We start from the raw sequence: 17,609 nt of genomic DNA, 5'->3' as shown, positions 1-17,609 counted from the left end.
AATCCGGAGAAGGGCGGACACGCACAGGGCGCCCCCGCACACGGTGGTGCGGGGGCGCCCTCGGCGGAACGGGTCAGACCGTGGCGGCCTCCACCAGCAAGCGCACGGTCGTCGCGACGTCCTCCTCGAGCAGGGCCACGTCGGCACGCGCGATCCGGTCTGCCGCCGGGGCCGCCACACCGGTCACCGGGTCCGCGACGAGCTGCTGGACCACCTGGCGTAGCGCCCCGACCAGTTCCCGGACCCGCGGGTCCTCAGCATCGAGCCCCTGGGCGTTCTGCAGCGCCGCCAGCGGCCCGGTCAACCGACCCGCGTCCCCGCCGGCGAGTGTCTCGGCGAGCCGGCTCACCTGGGCGTCGGACAGCGGGAGGTCCGCTGACGTGCTCAGCCCCCAGCCGAACGGGTACAGCGGCTCGTACGTGCTGTCCCCGACGTTGAGCTCGCCCTGCTCGACCGTGCGCGGCCAGCTCTGCGGCAGCTGCCCGGTGAACGGGGTGCGGCCGAACAGCACGTCGGCGACGCCGGTGCCCTCACTGCCCGGCAGCCAGGAGGCGACGAGCGCATCGATGTCCCCGAGCTGGTCGCTGAGCACCAGCGGCCGGCCGGAGACGACGAGGACGACGCACGTCGCCGTCTGCGCGCACACCGTCTCGATGACGGCCCGGTCCTCAGCCCTGAGGTCCATGGTCTTGGGCTCCCGGGGCATGCCCTCGTCGGCCGGGTCGTAGGCCCACAGCGGCCCGCCGACGTCCCCGTACCCCTCGGAGTACGGGGTCTCCCCCACGACGACGACGCCGGTGGCGTCCGGGTCGATGGGGGCGGACGCGTCGACGCTGAAGGTCACGTCGGCGTCCGGTGCGACCTGCTCGATGCCCTCCAGGATCGTCGTGCCCTCGGTGTGCCGGCCCGACTGCCCCTGCCAGGTGATGCTCCAGCCGCCGATCTGGTTGCCCAGGTCGTCGGCGTTGCGCCCGGCCACGTACAGCGGGGCGTCGTCGGCCAGCGGCAGCGCGTCGTCGGAGTTCTTCAGCAGCACCTGCGACTCGGCGGCCGCCTGCCGGGCGACCGCGCGGTGCTCGGCCGACCCGACCTGGTCGAGGTTGGTGCGGTCGGCGAAGGGCTGCTCGAACAGGCCCAGCTGGAACTTCTTGGTGAGGATGCGGCGGACGGCGTCGTCGATCCGCTCCTGCGGCACCCGCCCCTCCAGCACCTCGTTGATCAGCGTGATCTCGAAGGAGGCGTAGTCGTCGGGCTCCATGGCCATGTCGCCGCCGGCGTTGACCCAGGTGCGGACGTCGCTGGCCCGGTCGCCCGGGATCTGGTCGATCCCGTGGTAGTCGCTGATGACGAAGCCGTCGAAGCCGACCTCGTCCTTGAGGAACTCCGTCAGGACGCTCGCGTCCGCATGCGCCTTGATCGGGTTGCCGAGGCCGTCCTCGGTGTAGTCGGTGCTGGAGTAGGACGGCATGATCGAACCGACGTGGTGCTGCTGCACGGCGGGGATGAACGGCGCCAGGTCGATCCGCTCGAAGTCCTCGCGGCTGGTCACCGTGATGCCCTGGTCGATCGGGTAGGTGCTGGGGCCCGAACCCAGGTCGTCCCCGGTGCCGTACTCGGTGTCGCCGTCGCCACCGATGTGCTTCGCCGTGGCCAGCACCCGGTCGGGGTCGTCCAGCGCGCTGACGTCGCCGCCCTGGAAGCCGTCGATCGACGTCTCCATCTCGACGACCAGCGACGGGTCCTCGCCGAAGGCCTCGTAAGTGCGGCCCCAGCGGGTGTCGCGGGCGACGCACAGGCACGGTGCGAAGGTCCACGGGATGCCGGTGGCCCGGGTCTCCTCCGCGGTGACGTGCGCCGTCTCCTGGACCAGCGCGGGGTCGCGGGTGGCGCCCAGGCCGATGTTGTGCGGGAAGACGGTGGCGCCGACGACGTTGTTGTGGCCGTGGACGGAGTCCACGCCGTAGATGAGCGGGATCTGCAGCGGGGTCAGCCGGGTCCACAGCTGGTAGCCGTCGACCATGTCCGCCCACGCCTCGGGGTCGTTCTCCTCCGGACCGGATCCTCCGCCGGACAGCAGCGAGCCGAGCATCAGGTCGGCGATCTGGGCCTGGCTGTCGTCGACCTCGGCCCGCTCGGCCTGCGTCATCTGGCCGACCTTGGCCGCCAGCGACATGCGCCCGAGCAGGTCGTCGACCCGCGCGGGCACTGGCAGGGACGCGTCCAGGTAGGGCAGCCCGTGGGCGTCGATGACCACGGTGGGCCTGGTGCCGATGGAGGCGTCGTCGGCTGCGAGGTCGATCGAGATCGTCTCGGCCGTCTCGCCCTCGGCCGACGGGGCCGTGGGCACCGTGAGCTGCTGAGTGGCGCCGGACGCCGTACCCGCCGGGAAGGTGATCGTGCCGCTGACCGGCGCGTAGTCCTCCCCGGCCGTGGCGCTGCCGGCTCCCGTCGCCCACTGCGCCGTCACGTCGGCGGGCAACGTGCCGCCACCCTCGACGTCGAGCTGGACGACGACGGTCGCCGTCCCGCCGTCCGGGGTGGTCACGATGGGACTGGTGGCGGCGAGCGTGGCGTCGCCGGTGGCGGCAGAGGCCGCGGTGGCCAGCGCCGGGACGACCGTGATGGTCACGGCTGCGACGGAGAGCGCGGCTGCGGCCCTGCGGGTGCGGGTGCGGCGACGGGGCAAGGAGGAGTGCGTCATTGCGGTCCTCGTGTGCTGCGGTGCACGGATCGGCTCGGTCTCGGCCGTCGGACGGTTGCGCCCACGGATCGTGGACCGCTCACCGCGCGGCGTCAAAGCCCATGCACAGGTTCCGGTGACACGCAGGGGCGACACGCCGGACGGCGCTGGAGCCCGTGGACGATCAGCCGATGGGCAGGTCGCGCCCGGTCACCGCGCTCCACGGGCCACCCAGCACGGCGAGGGACTCCTCGTCGAGCAGGTCGGCCATGGCCAGGCCCTGCACGCAGCCGGCCAGCGCGTTCCACACGCCCTCGGCGCCGTCCCGCGGGGAGAAGCCGGCCTCGGCGAAGACCCCGACGGTCATCAGCTGGACCGCGGCGAGGGTGCGCGTCCGGCCGGAGACGTGCGCGGCCCACGCGGCGCCGTGCATCGCCGCGGCCCAGGGACGGCGCTGCGCGCGCCCGGCGTCGACGGCCATCCGCCAGCGCCGGCGGCCGGCCTCGTCCATGTCGCGCAGCTCGGCGAAGAACGCGGCGACACCAGGGGCAGCAGGGCCCAGGTCGGGCCGCGGGCCGGGCTCCCAGGCGGTCGCGGTGGCGAACGGGCCGGTCAGTTCCTGCCGCGTGGGGGCGTCGAGTGCGTCCGAGGCCCACCAGCCGGTGGCGGCGTCGGCCAGCACGTCGGCGGCCTGGGCGGCCACGGCCGGGTCGAGGTCGGCCACGACGGGGTGCTCCGGGCCGAGGACGTCGTCGCGCACCAGCCGCTCCAGGGCCGGGGTGTTGCCGATCGTGCCCCGCTCGAGCAGGGCCACCAGCCGGGCGGGCCGGTCCTCGCCGCCACCCGGGTCGGTCAGGTCGCGCAGCTGGGGGACGCCGCCGGCGGCGAGTTCGTGGGCCCGGCGGGCGCGGACGGCGAGGGCCGCGCGCTCGTCGTCGGGGCGGCCGGCGGCGGGGTGGGCCGCCGCGATCCGGTGCAGGGTGGCGGCGTCGGCACCGATGCCGGTCACCAGGACGTCGGCGACCTGGCCACCGGCGGGCAGTCGGACGAGGTCGAAGCCGAGCGTCGCAGCGCTGACCAGGGAGTAGGGCACGTCGCCTCCAAGGAAGTGGTCAGGCCATCGTGCTGGGGGCCCGGGCCACAACGCCATGCGGAGGTCACCCGCTCGCGGGACGGCGAGCGGATGACCTCCGCGCGTTGCAGCCGGACGGTCAGTGCCCCGTCACAGACTGTTCAAACTGTTCGCTCAATAGGTGAAGCGGGCCACGCTCCCCCGCATGTCGCTGGCCATCCGGGACAGCTCGTCCACGGCCTGGCGGGTCTGCGACAGCGCCTCGGTGGTCGAGTCGGCGGCGGTCGAGACGCCGGTGATGTTGTTGGCGATCTCCGTGGAGCCGCTGGCCGCCTCCTGCACCGACCGGGACATCTCGTTCGTCGTGGCCGTCTGCTCCTCCACCGCACTGGCGATGGTCAGCTGGAAGTCGTTGATCGACCCGATGATCTCGCTGATCCGCCCGATCGCCGACACCGCACCCGAGGTGTCGCCCTGGATCGCCTCCACCCGACGAGCGATGTCCTCCGTCGCCCGCGCCGTCTCCTGCGCCAGCTCCTTCACCTCATTCGCCACCACCGCGAACCCCTTGCCCGCCTCACCAGCACGCGCGGCCTCGATCGTGGCGTTGAGCGCCAGCAGGTTCGTCTGCTCCGCGATCGAGGTGATCGCCTTCACCACCGCACCGATCTCCTTGGAGGAGGTGCCCAGCTTGGTGATCGTCACCGTCGTCGCCTCCGCCTCCGCCACCGCCTGCGCCGCCACCCGCGCCGCCTCGTTCGCGTTCTGCGAGATCTCCCGGATCGACGCGCCCATCTCCTCCGCACCCGCCGCCACCGTGGCCACGTTCCGGCTGACCTCGTCCGCGGCGGCCGAGACGACCCCGGACTGCGCTGCGGTCTCCTCCGCCGAGGACGAGATCTGCGCCGAGGACGCCGACAGCTCCTCCGAGGACGCTGCCACCGCGTCGGCGTTGGCCACGACCGCCGCCATCACCCCGCGCAGCTCGCTCACGGCCGCGTCCAGCGAGGCCCCCATCTGGCCGAGCTCGTCCTGCGTCGTCAAGCCACTCGTGACGGTCAGGTCACCACCGGCCAGCGCCTCGGTGACCAGCTGGACCCTGCGGGTGGCCCGGGCGATCCCGACCGCCACGAACAACCCCACCGCCAGCGCGACCAGCACTGCGACCGCCAGGATGACCATCGACGTCGTCGCCTGGGAGCTGGCGGAGGCGCTGATCTCCTCGAACCGCTCCGCGGCGGCCGCGTCCTCCCGTTCCCGGAGGTCACGGATGTCCTCGGTCATCGCCTCGACCATCGGCCTACCGCCCGTGTCGTTCGCGACGATCCACCCCTGGACGTCCCCGGTCAGGGCCAGCGGCGCCAGCACGGTCTTCTGGAAGGTGACGTACTCGTCCACGGTCGCGACCAGGTGGTCGTAGGCCTTCGCTCGCCCCTCCCCCAGCCCGCCGGCGGCGTACGCCTCGGCGAACGAGTCGAAATCCGCGAGCAAGGGGTCCAGCTCGTCCAGGTTGACCTGGGCGTCCGCGGGGTCCGTGGAGAGGATCGCGTCCCGAGCGAGCACCCGCATGTCGCTGATCCTGCGGTTCATGTCCCCCGCGGCCGCGATGCTCTTCAGGTTGTTCTCGTAGAGCACCTCGGCCCTCGAGGTGGCCTCGGACATGGACTGCATGCCGAGGACCCCGATCGCGCCTGCGGCGACCACGGGAACGGCCACGGCCGTGAGGATCTTGGTCTTCACTCCTCGGTCGCCCCACCACGAGGTGGTACGGGCCAGCTGGCTGACGGACATGTTCTGCTCCTGGGTTCGTTCACTGTGCGGGGGAGGGGGCGACCTGGCCGTTCGCTCCATCGATCGCATTCGTCTGCGCTCGGTGGATGAGGACCATCGTGATCGATGCGGTAATGCGAAGTGCCGTTTTCTTGGCGTGTCGCATGGCGTGCAACACAAAGTGCACCAACCGATCACCGGTGCGCCTTTGTCGACATTCCCGGACAGGCTGGGCGGCGAGAAGAAAGCGCCGCTCGGGCCGCCAGGAGATGCGCTCACGGATGATCGGGGTGTTCGTGTCGACATCCTGGAATGGTCGTCGCGGGTCCTCGCGACGCACCGACGACGACGGCCGGCACCTCTCCGAACGGGAGGGGTGCCGGCCGTGGGACCGAGTGGCGTCAGTAGGTGAAGCGGGCCACGCTCCCTCGCAGGTCACTCGCCATCCGGGACAGCTCGTCCACCGCCTGCCGGGTCTGACCCAGCGCCTGCGTCGTCGAGCTGGCCGCCGCCGACACCCCGGTGATGTTCGTGGCGATCTCCGTCGACCCGCCGGCGGCCTCCTGCACCGACCGGGACATCTCGTTCGTCGTCGCGGTCTGCTCCTCCACCGCACTGGCGATGGTCAGCTGGAAGTCGTTGATCGACCCGATGATCTCCGAGATCCGACCGATCGCCGACACCGCACCCGTCGTGTCGCCCTGGATCGCCTCCACCCGCCGCGCGATGTCCTCCGTCGCCCGCGCCGTCTCCTGCGCCAGCTCCTTCACCTCGTTCGCCACCACCGCGAACCCCTTGCCCGCCTCACCGGCACGCGCCGCCTCGATCGTGGCGTTGAGCGCCAGCAGGTTCGTCTGCTCCGCGATGCTGGTGATCGCCTTCACGACCGCGCCGATCTCCTGCGACGACGTGCCGAGCTTGGTGATGGTCTGCGTGGTGGTCTCCGCCTCGCCCACGGCCTGGGCGGCGACCCGGGTGGCCTCGTTCACGCTCTGACTGATCTCCCGGATCGCCGAGCTCATCTCGTCGGCACCCGCCGCCACCGTCGCCACGCTGCGGGACACCTCCTCGGCCGCCGCCGAGACGACACCGGACTGCGCGGAGGTCTCCTCCGCCGAGGCGGAGATCTGCGCGGAGGACGCCGACAGCTCCTCCGACGCCGCCGCGACCGCATCCGAGGACGCTGCCACCGAGGCGATCACCGACCGGAGGTGCTCCTGCGCCGTCCCCAGCGCGACCGCCATCTGGCCCACCTCGTCCCGGGACGAGACGTCGGCGTCCACGGTCAGGTCACCGGTGGCCATGGCCTCCAGCGAGGTCTGGACCCGTCGCAGCGGCCGGCTGAGCGAGCGCTGGGTGAGCAGGCAGATGACCAGGATGGCCACCAACCCCAGGGCCGCGGCGATCTCACTGCTGCGGGCCGCCTGGGCGATGGCCGCCTCCAGTTCGGCGTGGGCTGCGTCGGACTCCGCCGCCAGGGCGTCCTTCGCGGCGCCGACCGCCCCGTCGGTGAGGTCGTTGGCGGCCTGGATCTCCTCGAACCGCGCCCGCATGCCGACCTGGTCGGCCACGGCCGCCTCCACGAAGGCCGCCAGCGCCTCCTGGTAGTCGCCGAAGGTCGACTGCACCCCGGCCGCGGCGGCAGCGCTGGCGCCGCCGAGCGGGACGTCCTGCAGCTCGGCCAGCAGTGCCTCCGCCGTCGCGATGTCGTCGGCCACGTCCGCCAGCTGGTCGGACGGCGACGGGCTCACCAGGGCCTTGAGGCCGTCCACCTTCAGCTCGCTGGCCCGGGTGTCGAGCTGGAGCACCAGCTCCGCGGCCTGGTCGAGCCGGTCGAGGTGCTCACTGGCACTGCGGACGGTGGCGTTCGAGGTCAGCGTCGCGGTCAGCAGGGCACCGAAGGCCAGGACGACGACGCCGATCATGATGCCGAACTTCACGGCGAGCCGGCGGTCGGCGAACCAGCTCAGCGGGCCGGTCGGGGCGGGGGAGTGCATGGCGGGTCTCCTGGTCGGGAACGGCGGTGGAGCGCGGATGAGAACGATTGCACCGGTCCGGCAGAGGTGCGCTGCGTTCTCCGGGTCGACGGTGGACCGCATTCTCGGATCAGCCCGCACATCGTCGTCCTGGCTTCTCCCGAGGGTGCTGCTCGAGCAATCGTGGTGGATCCGGTAATGGTTGGTACCGCTGTGACGCACGTGTCGTGGAACGGCGCCGAGAATGGTCGACGAACGCACGCGGCCGGCTCTTTGTCGACTCGGGAGTGAGAAGGGGAAAAGCACCGCGGCCGCCGCCTCGCCCGGGGAAGGGGGCGAGACAGCGGCCGCGGGAGTCTTGCGGTTCCTCTCAGTAGGAGAAGCGGGCCACCGTGGTGCGCAGGTCGCTGGCCATCCGGGAGAGCTCGTCCACGGCCTGCCGGGTCTGGCCCAGTGCCTGGGTGGTGGACGACGCTGCCGTGGAGACACCGGTGATGTTCGTGGCGATCTCGGTGGACCCGCCGGCGGCTTCCTGCACCGACCGGGACATCTCGTTGGTGGTGGCGGTCTGCTCCTCCACCGCACTGGCGATGGTCAGCTGGAAGTCGTTGATCGACCCGATGATCTCGCTGATCCGACCGATCGCCGACACCGCACCCGTCGTGTCGCCCTGGATGGCCTCCACCCGCCGCGCGATGTCCTCCGTCGCCCGCGCCGTCTCCTGCGCCAGCTCCTTCACCTCGTTCGCCACCACCGCGAAGCCCTTGCCCGCCTCACCAGCACGCGCCGCCTCGATCGTGGCGTTCAGCGCCAGCAGGTTCGTCTGCTCCGCGATCGAGGTGATCACCTTGATCACGTTGCCGATCTCCCGCGAGGAGTCACCCAGCTTCATCACCGTGGCGTTGGTGGTCTCCGCCTCGGCCACCGCCTGGGCCGCGACCCGGGCGGCCTCGTTCGCGTTCTGGCTGATCTCCCGGATCGAGGCACCCATCTGCTCGGCACCGGCCGCGACGGTGGCGACGTTGCGGCTGACCTCCTCCGCAGCGGCGGAGACGACGCCGGACTGCGCGGAGGTCTCCTCCGCCGAGGCGGAGATCTGGGCCGAGGAGGCGGACAGCTCCTCCGATGCGGCCGCGACCGCATCGGACGAGGCGACGACGGAGGCCATCACCGAGCGGAGGTTGATCTGCGCGGCGGCGAGCGACTCGGCCATCTGGCCGACCTCGTCCCGGTCGCGCGCCTCGGGCAGCACGGTCAGGTCACCGTCGGCCATCGCCTGCACGGAACGCTGCACGGAGCCGACCGTCGCGAGGATCCGGCGGATGACCAGGAAGGCCAGCCCGGCTGCGACGACGATCGAGACGATCGAGACGGTCAGCAGGAGCGTGATGGAGCTGCTCGCCTCGTCGGCGGCCGTGGCGTTGCGCGCCGCCGCCTGCTCGGACTGGGCGATGCCCTCCTCCTCCAGTCCGTCGGCGATGTCGTCGAAGAGCGGCTGCATCGTCTCGCGCACCAGTTGGGCGTAGCCGACGATGTTGCCCGTGGCGCCCGTCGGGAAGGCGGTGGAGGTCAACAGCTGGAGCAGCGACGCCCGAGCGTCCAGGTACTTGTCCATCGCGGCCTGGTCGACGATGTGCGGCTGGTACTCGGCCAGGGCGGCGTCCACGTCGGCCTGCTTCTCCTCCATCTGCCCGATCAGCTCCTGCTGCCGGGCCACGTCGGAGAAGGCGTACTCGAGGACACGGGCGCGGTGCGCCGCGGTGGCCCGCTGCACCGCCGACAGGGCGTTCAGCGGCTTGAGGTTCTCGGTGTAGATGGCCTGCTGGCCGTCCCGCATCTCGGTGATCCGGCTGATCGCCAGTGCGTTGGTGCCGAGGACGACGAGGGCGAGCAGGGCGACGACCGCCCCGATCTTGACGCCGATCGGTCGGTCGGCAAACCACCCGAGCCGCCGAGAGGGGAGTGCTGTGGTGCTCATGGTCTTTCTCCAGGGAGAGGGGGCGGATCGGGTGGGGGGAGTGGTGCGAGGGGTGGGGCCCCGTCCGGGGGAGGACGGGGCCCCGTGCTCAGGTACCGACGGCGCGGTTCACGTCGAGGGCGAGGAGCAGCTGGCCGGACAGCTTGTAGGCGCCCCGGATCAGGTCGCGGGCCGCACCGTCGAGCGTGTCCGGCGGGGCCTCGAAGTCGCGGACGTCGACGTCCACGACGTCGGCGATGCTGTCGACCAGCAGGCTGACCGCCTCGCCGTGCAACCGGACCACGATCACGACGGGTTGCTCACCCTCCGGCCGGGCCGGGCGGCTCAGCCGCTCGCGCAGCTCGATCGCGGTGACGACCTGGCCGCGGAGGTTGATCAGGCCGGCGACGGCCGGCGGTGCCAGCGGCACCCGGGTGATGCTCTGGCTGCGCAGCACCTCCTGGACGTGCTCGACCTCGACGCCGTAGAGGTCGCCGTCCAGCCAGAAGGTGGCGAGCTGACTGGTCGCCGGCACGGTCCAGGCTTCGGTCGCGGTGCTCATGTCAGACCTCCATCAGGGGGGCGGGGAACCCGGCGCCGTCGACGTCGAACGCATCGGGGGAGGGGAAGGCGGCCGGGGCCGTGGTGTAGAACGCCGGGTCGGCGGCGAGGATGGCCGCCCGGACGTCGAGCAGCTCGGTGACGCGGTCGCCGATGACGGCCGAACCGAGCAGGCCGAGGTCGTCGATGTCGCTGTGCACCGAGGCCTCGCCGTCGACGATGTCGAGGATCTCCTCGACCACGATCGCCACGCTGCGCCCGTGGTCGGCGTAGACGATGACCTCCAGCGTCTCCCGCTCGGTGTCGCCGAACGCGCCCAGGTGCCGGTCGAGCCGGACGATCGGCAGGATCGCGCCGCGGTACTGGACCACCTCACGGGAGCCCACCCGCTCGACGGTCTCGCTGCGCACCTGCTCCAGCCGGGTGACGGTGTCCAGCGGGATGGCGACCCGCCGGCCGCCGCCGATGGCCGCGAGCAGCATCCGCTGGCGTTCCTGGACGGCGATGGTGACGCTGGCGGCCACGCGGGCCTCCTGGCGCTCGGCGGTCTCGGCGCGCAGCGCCCGGCGGGCGAGCGCCTGGACGTCGAGGATGAGCGCGACGGCGCCGTCCCCGAGCACGGTGGCCCCGGAGTACAGCCCGATGGCCTTCATCTGGCCGCCGACCGCCTTGACGACGATCTCCTCGGTGTTGATGACCCGGTCGACGACCAGCCCGAACCGGCGTCCCTCCGAGCGGAGCACCGCGATGACGACGTGGCCGTCGTGCCGGTCCGAGGGCAGGCCCAGGACGTCGGCCAGGTGCACCAGGGGGAGCAGCTCGCCACGGAGCCGGTAGACCGACGCCCCACCGACCTCCTCGACGGCGGCTGCGGCCTTCTCGGCGTCCAGGGCGACGAGCTCCTGCAGGCTGATCTGCGGGATGGCGTAGCGGTCGCCGGCGCACTCGATGGTCAGTGCCGGGACGATCGCCAGGGTCAGCGGGATCCGGAGCCGGGTGCAGGTGCCGCGCCCGGGCACCGACTCGACCTCGATGGTGCCGCCGATGGACTCGATGTTGGTCTTGACCACGTCCATCCCGACGCCGCGGCCGGAGACGTTGGTGACCGCGGCGGCAGTGGAGAAACCGGGCAGGAAGACCAGCTGCAGGATGTCGGCGGGGCTCATCCGGGACAGCGCGTCCGGGGTGAGCAGCCCGCGCTCGACGGCCTTGGCGCCGATCTTCACCGGGTCGATCCCGGCGCCGTCGTCGGCGACCTCGACCACGACCTGGCCGCTCTCGTGCCGGGCCCGCAGGGTCAGCACGCCCTCGGCCGGCTTCCCGGCGGCCGTGCGGACCCCGGCCGGCTCGACGCCGTGGTCGACGGAGTTGCGGACCAGGTGGGTCAGCGGGTCCTTGACCGCCTCGAGCAGGGTCTTGTCCAGCTCGGTCTCCCGGCCCTCCATCTCCAGGCGGACCGACTTGCCGCACTGCAGACCGAGGTCGCGGACGACGCGGGGGAGCTTGCTCCAGATGTGGTCGATCGGCTGCATGCGCGTCTTCATGACGCCCTCCTGCAGCTCACTGGCGATCAGGTTCAGCCGCTGGGAGGCCCGGACCAGGTCCTGGTCGGTCTGCCGGCCGACGTACTGGACGATCTGGTTGCGGGTGAGCACGAGCTCGCCGACGAGCAGCATCAGGGCGTCGAGCAGGTCGACGTCGACCCGGATGGTGCTGTCGGCCACGGCCCGGCGGCCCGGCTGTGCACCGGCGCGCTCCTCACCGGGCTCCGGGGCGGGCTCGGCCGCGGCCGGGGGGAAGGCGGGGGCTTCGACGGGGGCTTGGGCCACCGGGACCTCCATGGGGACCTCCTTCGGGACGTCGACGGCCGGAGCCGGCGCGGGCGGTGCGGCCGGGAGCATCTCGGCGGCCGGCACCGGGGCCGGCGACGGGACGACCGGCACGGCGGCCTTGGTGACACGGGGGGTCTTCGGCGCGGCCTTCTTGGCCGGCGCCTTCTTGGCAGCGGCGCGCTTGGCGGGGGCCGGCTCGGCCGGGGCCGCCAGGGCCTCGACCGGCTCCTCGGCCGGCACCTCAGCCACGGCCGGCGCGGCCTCCGGCTCGGGCACGGCGACCGGGGCGGGGGCGTCCTCGAGGACGGCGCTGAGCGTGGCGACGGTGTCGGCGACCACGACGGAGCCCTCCCCGCCGGTGGCCTCGATCGCGGCGAGCAGGGCGCGGATGGTGTCCACCATCTGCAGCAGTGCGTCGGTGCGGACCGGGGTCAGCTCCAGGGCGCCGTCCCGCAGCCGGGACAGCAGGTTCTCCCCGACGTGCGCGATCTCCTCCAGCCGGTTGAAGGCCAGGAAGCCGCTGGTGCCCTTGATCGTGTGGATGGTCCGGAAGATGCTCGAGAGCCGGTCCCGTGAACGGGGGTCCTGCTCCAGGGCGACCAGATCCTGGTCCAGCTGGTCGAGGTTCTCGTGGCTCTCCACGAGGAACTCCTCGACGATGTCGTCCAGACCTTCCACGCCTGCCTCTTCCCCTTGGTGCGCCGTGGGGCCTGCCCCACACAGCGATGGCTTCATCGGCGCCCGCCGGACCACCTGAAGGTGAATTCCAGGCGAGCGCTCGCCTTTTCACAATTGCCATTCCATGGGTCTGAATTGGTGTTTCATGCCCATGTCGACAATGGCCGCGGATCAGCGTCCGACCTGGTCAGGACGTGAGACCGCGGCGTGATGTGACGAATCGGCAGCCCCGGAGACGACCGTGACCGCCGACCCGGGGGGCCGACGGTCACAGTGGGGGAGCAGGGAACGGGAAGGGCCTGGTGAGGCCGGTGGGGGCGTCCGGTTCAGGCGCGCAGGGCCGCAGCCAACCGCTCGAGGACGGCGCGCACACCGTCCAGGTCGGGCACTCGGTGGGCGGCGGCGGTGTCGCCGTCCCCGACCTTGACCGTCACGCCGTCCGGCGCCAGGGCGCGGAAGCCGTCCTCGTCGGTGACGTCGTCGCCGAGGTACAGCGCCCCCTGGGCGCCCAGCTCCGTGCGCAGCCGGAGCAGGGCCGACCCCTTGTCGGCGTCGGTCACCGCCAGCTCCAGCACGTCCTTGCCCGGCTTCGCGGTGAGCGCAGGGTCGGCTCCCGGGCCGGCGGCGACGTCGGCGAGCAGCCGGGCGGCCGCCGCACGGTCGGCGACGGTGCGCACGTGCACCGCGGCACCGGCCGGCTTGTGCTCCAGCCGGGCACCGGGGACGGCCTCGACCAGCGGGGCGAGCGCCGCGGCGAGCTGGTCACGCCGGACGGCGAGGTCACCGGTGAGCGGCCCGTCGAACTCCGCGCCGTGACTGCCCACCCAGCGGAACGGGCCGGTCAGCCCGCTGGTCGCCTGCAGGTCGGCCACCCCGCGGCCGCTCACCAGCGCGACGGTCACCCCGTCGACGGCCGCCAGCCGGGCGAGCAGCTCGCCGACGCCGGGCTCGGGCACCGCCGCGGCCGGGTCGTCCCGCAGCCGGGCCAGCACGCCGTCGTAGTCGCTGGCCAGCAGCAGCGGACGGCGTCCGGCCAGCTCGTCCAGCGCCTGGTCGAGGGCGGTCGTCATGCCTGCGCCTGCAGGGACTCGAAGAACGAGTTCGCCCAGTGGTCGAGGTCGTGCTTGGTGACGTACCGGCGCATCGCCTTCATCCGCTTGGCGCTCTCGGCCGGCTCCATCCGCAGCGCGCGCAGCAGCTGCGCCTTCACCCCGGCGATGTCGTGCGGGTTGACCAGCAGCGCCTGCTTGAGCTCGGCGGCGGCACCGGCGAACTCGCTGAGCACCAGCACGCCGCCGTCGTCACCGCGGGCGGCGACGTACTCCTTGGCGACCAGGTTCATCCCGTCGCGATAGGGCGTCACGAGCATGACGTCGGCCGCGCGGTACATCGCGGCCAGCTCCTCGCGGGGCATCGACTGGTTGAAGTAGTGCACGGCCGGCCCGGCCATCGAGCCGTAGACGCCGTTGATGTGCCCGACCTGCTGCTCGATGGTCTCGCGCATCGTCACGTAGTGCTCGACCCGCTCGCGGCTGGGGGTGGCCACCTGCACGAGGACCGTCGAGGGGGCCTCCAGGGCGCCGTCCTCGAGCAGCTCCTCGAACGCCTCCAGGCGCACCCCGATGCCCTTGGTGTAGTCGAGCCGGTCGACGCCGAGCACGATCTTGTCCGGCTGGCCGAGCTCCTCGCGGATCTCCGCGGCCCGGGCCAGCACCTCCGGGGTGCGGGCGAGCTCGTCGAAGGCGGCCACGTCGATGGAGATGGGGAACGCCTTGGCGGTGACCGTGCGGCCCTCGTACGAGATGGCGTTGCCCTTGCACTGCAGGTCGTGCAGCCGCCGGGCGAGGTTGACGAAGTTGCTGGCCGCCGACGGCTGCTGGAAGCCGATCAGGTCGGCACCGAGCAGCCCCTCGATGATCGCCGAGCGCCACGGCAGCTGGGTGAACAGCTCGTAGGGCGGGAACGGGATGTGCAGGAAGAAGCCGATGGTCAGGTCGGGGCGCTGCTGCCGCAGCATGGCCGGCACCAGCTGCAGCTGGTAGTCGTGCACCCAGACGATCGCGCCCTCGGCAGCCACCTCGGCGGCCCGGTCGGCGAACCGCTTGTTGACCTGGACGTAGGCGTCCCACCACTTGCGGTGGTACTCCGGCTTCTCGACGACGTCGTGGTAGAGCGGCCACAGCGAGGCGTTGGAGAACCCCTCGTAGTAGCGGTCCACCTCCTCCTCGGTCAGCGCCACCGGCACCAGCGACATGCCGCCGGACTCGAAGGGCTCGGGGGCGTCACCCGCCGCGCCCGACCAGCCGACCCAGGCGCCGCCGCGACCGGCGACGAACGGCTCGAGTGCGGTGACCAGGCCGCCGGGGCTGCGCTGGTAGCGCGTCGTCCCGTCGGGGTCGGTCACCTGGTCGACGGGCAGGCGGTTCGCCACCACCACCACCGGGCTGTCGGCCTCCACCTGGTCTCCTCCGGTGCGCGTTGATCCACTCATCCCGCCCCGACCCTAGGTGACGGGGCCCACCACGTGCGCGTCGCGGCTCAGCGGGAGAGCAGGAAACCGGTCGCCGCGGCGCCCAGCCCGAGCAGCAGGGACGCCGTGACACAGCCCAGCGCCCGCAGGACGGCGCGCTCCTCCACCAGCCGGACGACGTCCCAGCCGAAGGTGGAGAAGGTGGTGAGCGTGCCGCAGAAGCCGGTGCCCACCAGCGCCAGGACGGCGGGGGAGACGTCGGACCGGCCCAGCAGCACGCCGAGGAGGGCGCTGCCCAGCACGTTGACCGTGAGCGTCCCCAGCACGCTGCCCGGGCCCCGGCGGGCGGTGGCCACCCGGTCGGCGAGCAGTCGCAGCGGTGCACCGGCCAGCGCTCCCAGCGCCACCCACAGCGCCGTCACGGCCGGCTCACCACCGCGCGGCCGGCGGTCAGCCCGGCGACCACCGCCAGCACGCCCCCGACGACCGAGACCAGCACGTAGCCGACGGCGAGGGCGACGGCGCCGTCCTCGGCCAGCTGCACGGTCTCGACCGCGAAGGTGGAGAACGTCGTGTACCCACCGAGCACGCCGGTGGCCAGGAACGGCCGGAGCCACGGGGAGTCCGGGTGCCGGGCCAGCAAGAGGGCCAGCAGGGCGCCGATCAGCGCACACCCGGTGAGGTTGACCAGCAGCGTGGCCCACGGCCAGCTCCCGGCGGGGGAGGGGAGGGCCTCGGCCACGCCCCAGCGGGCCAGCGCACCGAGCACCCCGCCGAGGGCGGCGGCGACGTAGCCGGTCAGCGGCTCGCCCCGCGCGTCTCGGGGAACAGCAGGTCGACGAAGCGGGCCACGGTCGGCTGCGGCTCGTGGTTGGCCAGCCCGGGCCGCTCGTTGGCCTCGATGAACACGTGCTGGGGGCCCTCGACGTCCGGGACCATGAAGTCCAGCCCGGTCACCGGGATGCCGATGGCCCGGCTGGCCCGCACGGCCGCCGCCGCGATGTCGGGGTGCAGCCGGTCGGTGACGTCGTCGATGGTGCCGCCGGTGTGCAGGTTCGCCGTCCGCCGCACCCGCAGCCGCTCGCCCCGGGGCAGGACGTCGTCCAGCGTGTGCCCGGCGTCGGCGACCACCTCGGCCGTGGCGTCGTCCAGCGGGATGCTCGACTCCCCGCCGGTGGCCCGCTGCCGGCGGCGGCTGGTCTCCCGGACCAGGGCGGCGACGTCCTGCCGGCCGTCGCCGACCACCTCGGCCGGCCGGCGGAGCGCGGCGGCGACCACCCGGTGGTCGATCACCACGACCCGCAGGTCGTCGCCCGCGACCAGCTCCTCGACCAGGACGTCGGGGCAGTACTGCACGGCCAGCGCGAGGGCCCGCTCGAGGGCCGGCTCGTCGCGGACGCCCACGGTGATGCCCTTGCCCTGCTCCCCGCGCGCGGGCTTGACCACCACGGCGCCGCAGTCGGCCAGCAGCTGCCGGGCGGCCGCGTCCGCGCCGTCGGCCACCACGGCGCCGCGGGGCACCCGGACGCCGGCGCGGTCCATGATCCGGCGGGTCACCCGCTTGTCGTCGCACCGGCTCATCGCCACCGCGGAGGTGAACTCCGAGAGCGACTCCCGGGTCAGCACCGTGCGCCCGCCCAGCGCCAGCCGCAGCTCGCCGAACTCGGCGTCGGTGACCTCCACCCGGATCCCGCGGCGCAGCGCCTCGTCGGCGATGATCCGCGCGTAGGGGTTGAGCTGGCCCAGGCCGGGCGGGGGAGCGGCGAACAGCGGGGTGTTGATCGGGTTCTTCCGCTTGACGCAGACCGCGGAGATCCGGGAGAAGCCCAGCTTGCGGTAGAGCGCGATCGCCGCGCGGTTGTCGTGCATGACCGAGAGGTCCAGGTGGGCGCGGCCACGGGCCGCGTACCGCTCGGCGAGCACCCGCACCAGCGCCTCGCCGGCTCCGGCGGGCGCGTCCTGCGCGTCGACGGCCAGGCACCACAGGCTGGCGCCGCCGTCGGGGTCGCCGAAGGCCAGCTGGTGGTCGACGCCGGTGACCGTGCCGATCACCTGCCCGGTGCGCCGGTCCTCGGCCACCAGGTAGGTGAAGGTGCGGGTGCGGTGGTTGCGCCACATGGTCGCGGCGTCGCCGGTGACCATGCCCGCACGGGCGTAGAGCTCGTTGATCCGGTCCATCTCCGCGGCCGAGGTCACGGTCCGGACGAAGACGCCGCGGATGACCTCCTCACGCGGCCGGTAGCGGTGCAGCGGCAGCCGGTAGACGAAGGAGGGGTCGATGAACAGCTCGTCGGGGGCCATCCCGACGAGGACCTGCGGGTCCCACGGGTAGACGCAGATGTCCCGCCGCCCGGACTCCTCGGCCCGCAGCGCGGCCAGCACGCCGGAGAGGTCGGCGAAGGTCTGGCCGAACACCAGCCGACCCCAGCCCATGTCCAGGACGACGTCGGTCTCCATGCCCGCCCGCTCGTGCGCCGCGGGCCGCTGCCAGGAGCGGCTGGTGGACGACGCGCCGACATCACGGCGGGTGCGGTGGCCGGCCAACCGACGGGGTGCGCTGGTCACCGGTCCACCGTAGGCGACCGGTGTTTCCGGGGTGGTTCCACGTGGAAC

At 72.8% G+C, this 17,609-nt stretch carries 12 protein-coding genes; all 12 read right to left on the bottom strand.

The window, feature by feature from the left end:
• Nucleotides 1–73: 73 nt before the first annotated feature.
• The 12 genes from O2W15_RS06075 to ngg all read right to left on the bottom strand — a co-directional run bounded on the left by O2W15_RS06075 (nucleotide 74) and on the right by ngg (nucleotide 17,561).
• Entirely contained in the window at nucleotides 74–2,629 is a 2,556-nt protein-coding gene (locus tag O2W15_RS06075) for a glycoside hydrolase family 3 N-terminal domain-containing protein (protein WP_269178759.1), read from the bottom strand.
• Between the two features lie 235 nt (nucleotides 2,630–2,864).
• On the bottom strand, nucleotides 2,865–3,773 hold the full coding sequence (locus tag O2W15_RS06070) for a hypothetical protein (RefSeq protein WP_269178758.1): 909 nt from the start codon (nucleotides 3,771–3,773) through the stop codon (nucleotides 2,865–2,867).
• A gap of 153 nt (nucleotides 3,774–3,926) precedes the next feature.
• Nucleotides 3,927–5,543, bottom strand: coding sequence for a methyl-accepting chemotaxis protein (locus tag O2W15_RS06065; RefSeq protein ID WP_269178757.1), 1,617 nt, complete (start codon nucleotides 5,541–5,543; stop codon nucleotides 3,927–3,929).
• Between the two features lie 380 nt (nucleotides 5,544–5,923).
• Nucleotides 5,924–7,519: a methyl-accepting chemotaxis protein gene (locus O2W15_RS06060; RefSeq protein ID WP_269164187.1), complete on the bottom strand. Its 1,596-nt coding sequence runs from the start codon at nucleotides 7,517–7,519 to the stop codon at nucleotides 5,924–5,926.
• Between the two features lie 349 nt (nucleotides 7,520–7,868).
• Nucleotides 7,869–9,476 (bottom strand): methyl-accepting chemotaxis protein, encoded by a 1,608-nt coding sequence (locus tag O2W15_RS06055; protein WP_269164186.1) that lies wholly within the window; start codon nucleotides 9,474–9,476, stop codon nucleotides 7,869–7,871.
• An 88-nt stretch (nucleotides 9,477–9,564) separates the two neighbouring features.
• Entirely contained in the window at nucleotides 9,565–10,017 is a 453-nt protein-coding gene (locus O2W15_RS06050; protein ID WP_269164185.1) for a chemotaxis protein CheW, read from the bottom strand.
• A gap of 1 nt (nucleotide 10,018) precedes the next feature.
• The gene (locus O2W15_RS06045) at nucleotides 10,019–12,526 is read right to left on the bottom strand and encodes a chemotaxis protein CheA (protein WP_269178756.1); all 2,508 of its coding nucleotides are present in this window, start codon (nucleotides 12,524–12,526) and stop codon (nucleotides 10,019–10,021) included.
• 326 nt (nucleotides 12,527–12,852) lie between these two features.
• Complete coding sequence (gene otsB, locus O2W15_RS06040) at nucleotides 12,853–13,596, bottom strand: trehalose-phosphatase (RefSeq protein WP_269164183.1); 744 nt, start codon at nucleotides 13,594–13,596, stop codon at nucleotides 12,853–12,855.
• The gene (locus O2W15_RS06035) at nucleotides 13,593–14,984 is read right to left on the bottom strand and encodes an alpha,alpha-trehalose-phosphate synthase (UDP-forming) (RefSeq protein ID WP_269164182.1); all 1,392 of its coding nucleotides are present in this window, start codon (nucleotides 14,982–14,984) and stop codon (nucleotides 13,593–13,595) included. Before O2W15_RS06035 ends, otsB begins: the two co-directional genes overlap by 4 nt.
• Before the next feature lie 80 nt (nucleotides 14,985–15,064).
• A complete protein-coding gene (locus tag O2W15_RS06030) occupies nucleotides 15,065–15,418 on the bottom strand; it encodes a fluoride efflux transporter FluC (protein ID WP_269178755.1) in 354 nt (117 codons plus the stop codon).
• On the bottom strand, nucleotides 15,415–15,798 hold the full coding sequence (gene crcB, locus O2W15_RS06025; RefSeq protein ID WP_269179135.1) for a fluoride efflux transporter CrcB: 384 nt from the start codon (nucleotides 15,796–15,798) through the stop codon (nucleotides 15,415–15,417). Before crcB ends, O2W15_RS06030 begins: the two co-directional genes overlap by 4 nt.
• A complete protein-coding gene (ngg, locus tag O2W15_RS06020; protein WP_269178754.1) occupies nucleotides 15,795–17,561 on the bottom strand; it encodes an N-acetylglutaminylglutamine synthetase in 1,767 nt (588 codons plus the stop codon). Before ngg ends, crcB begins: the two co-directional genes overlap by 4 nt.
• Nucleotides 17,562–17,609: the final 48 nt, after the last annotated feature.

The organism is Modestobacter sp. VKM Ac-2979 (assembly GCF_026967995.1).
Lineage (GTDB): Bacteria > Actinomycetota > Actinomycetes > Mycobacteriales > Geodermatophilaceae > Modestobacter.
The sequence above is the reverse complement of the archived record's forward strand: the minus strand, read 5'-3'. Positions and strand labels throughout refer to the sequence as shown.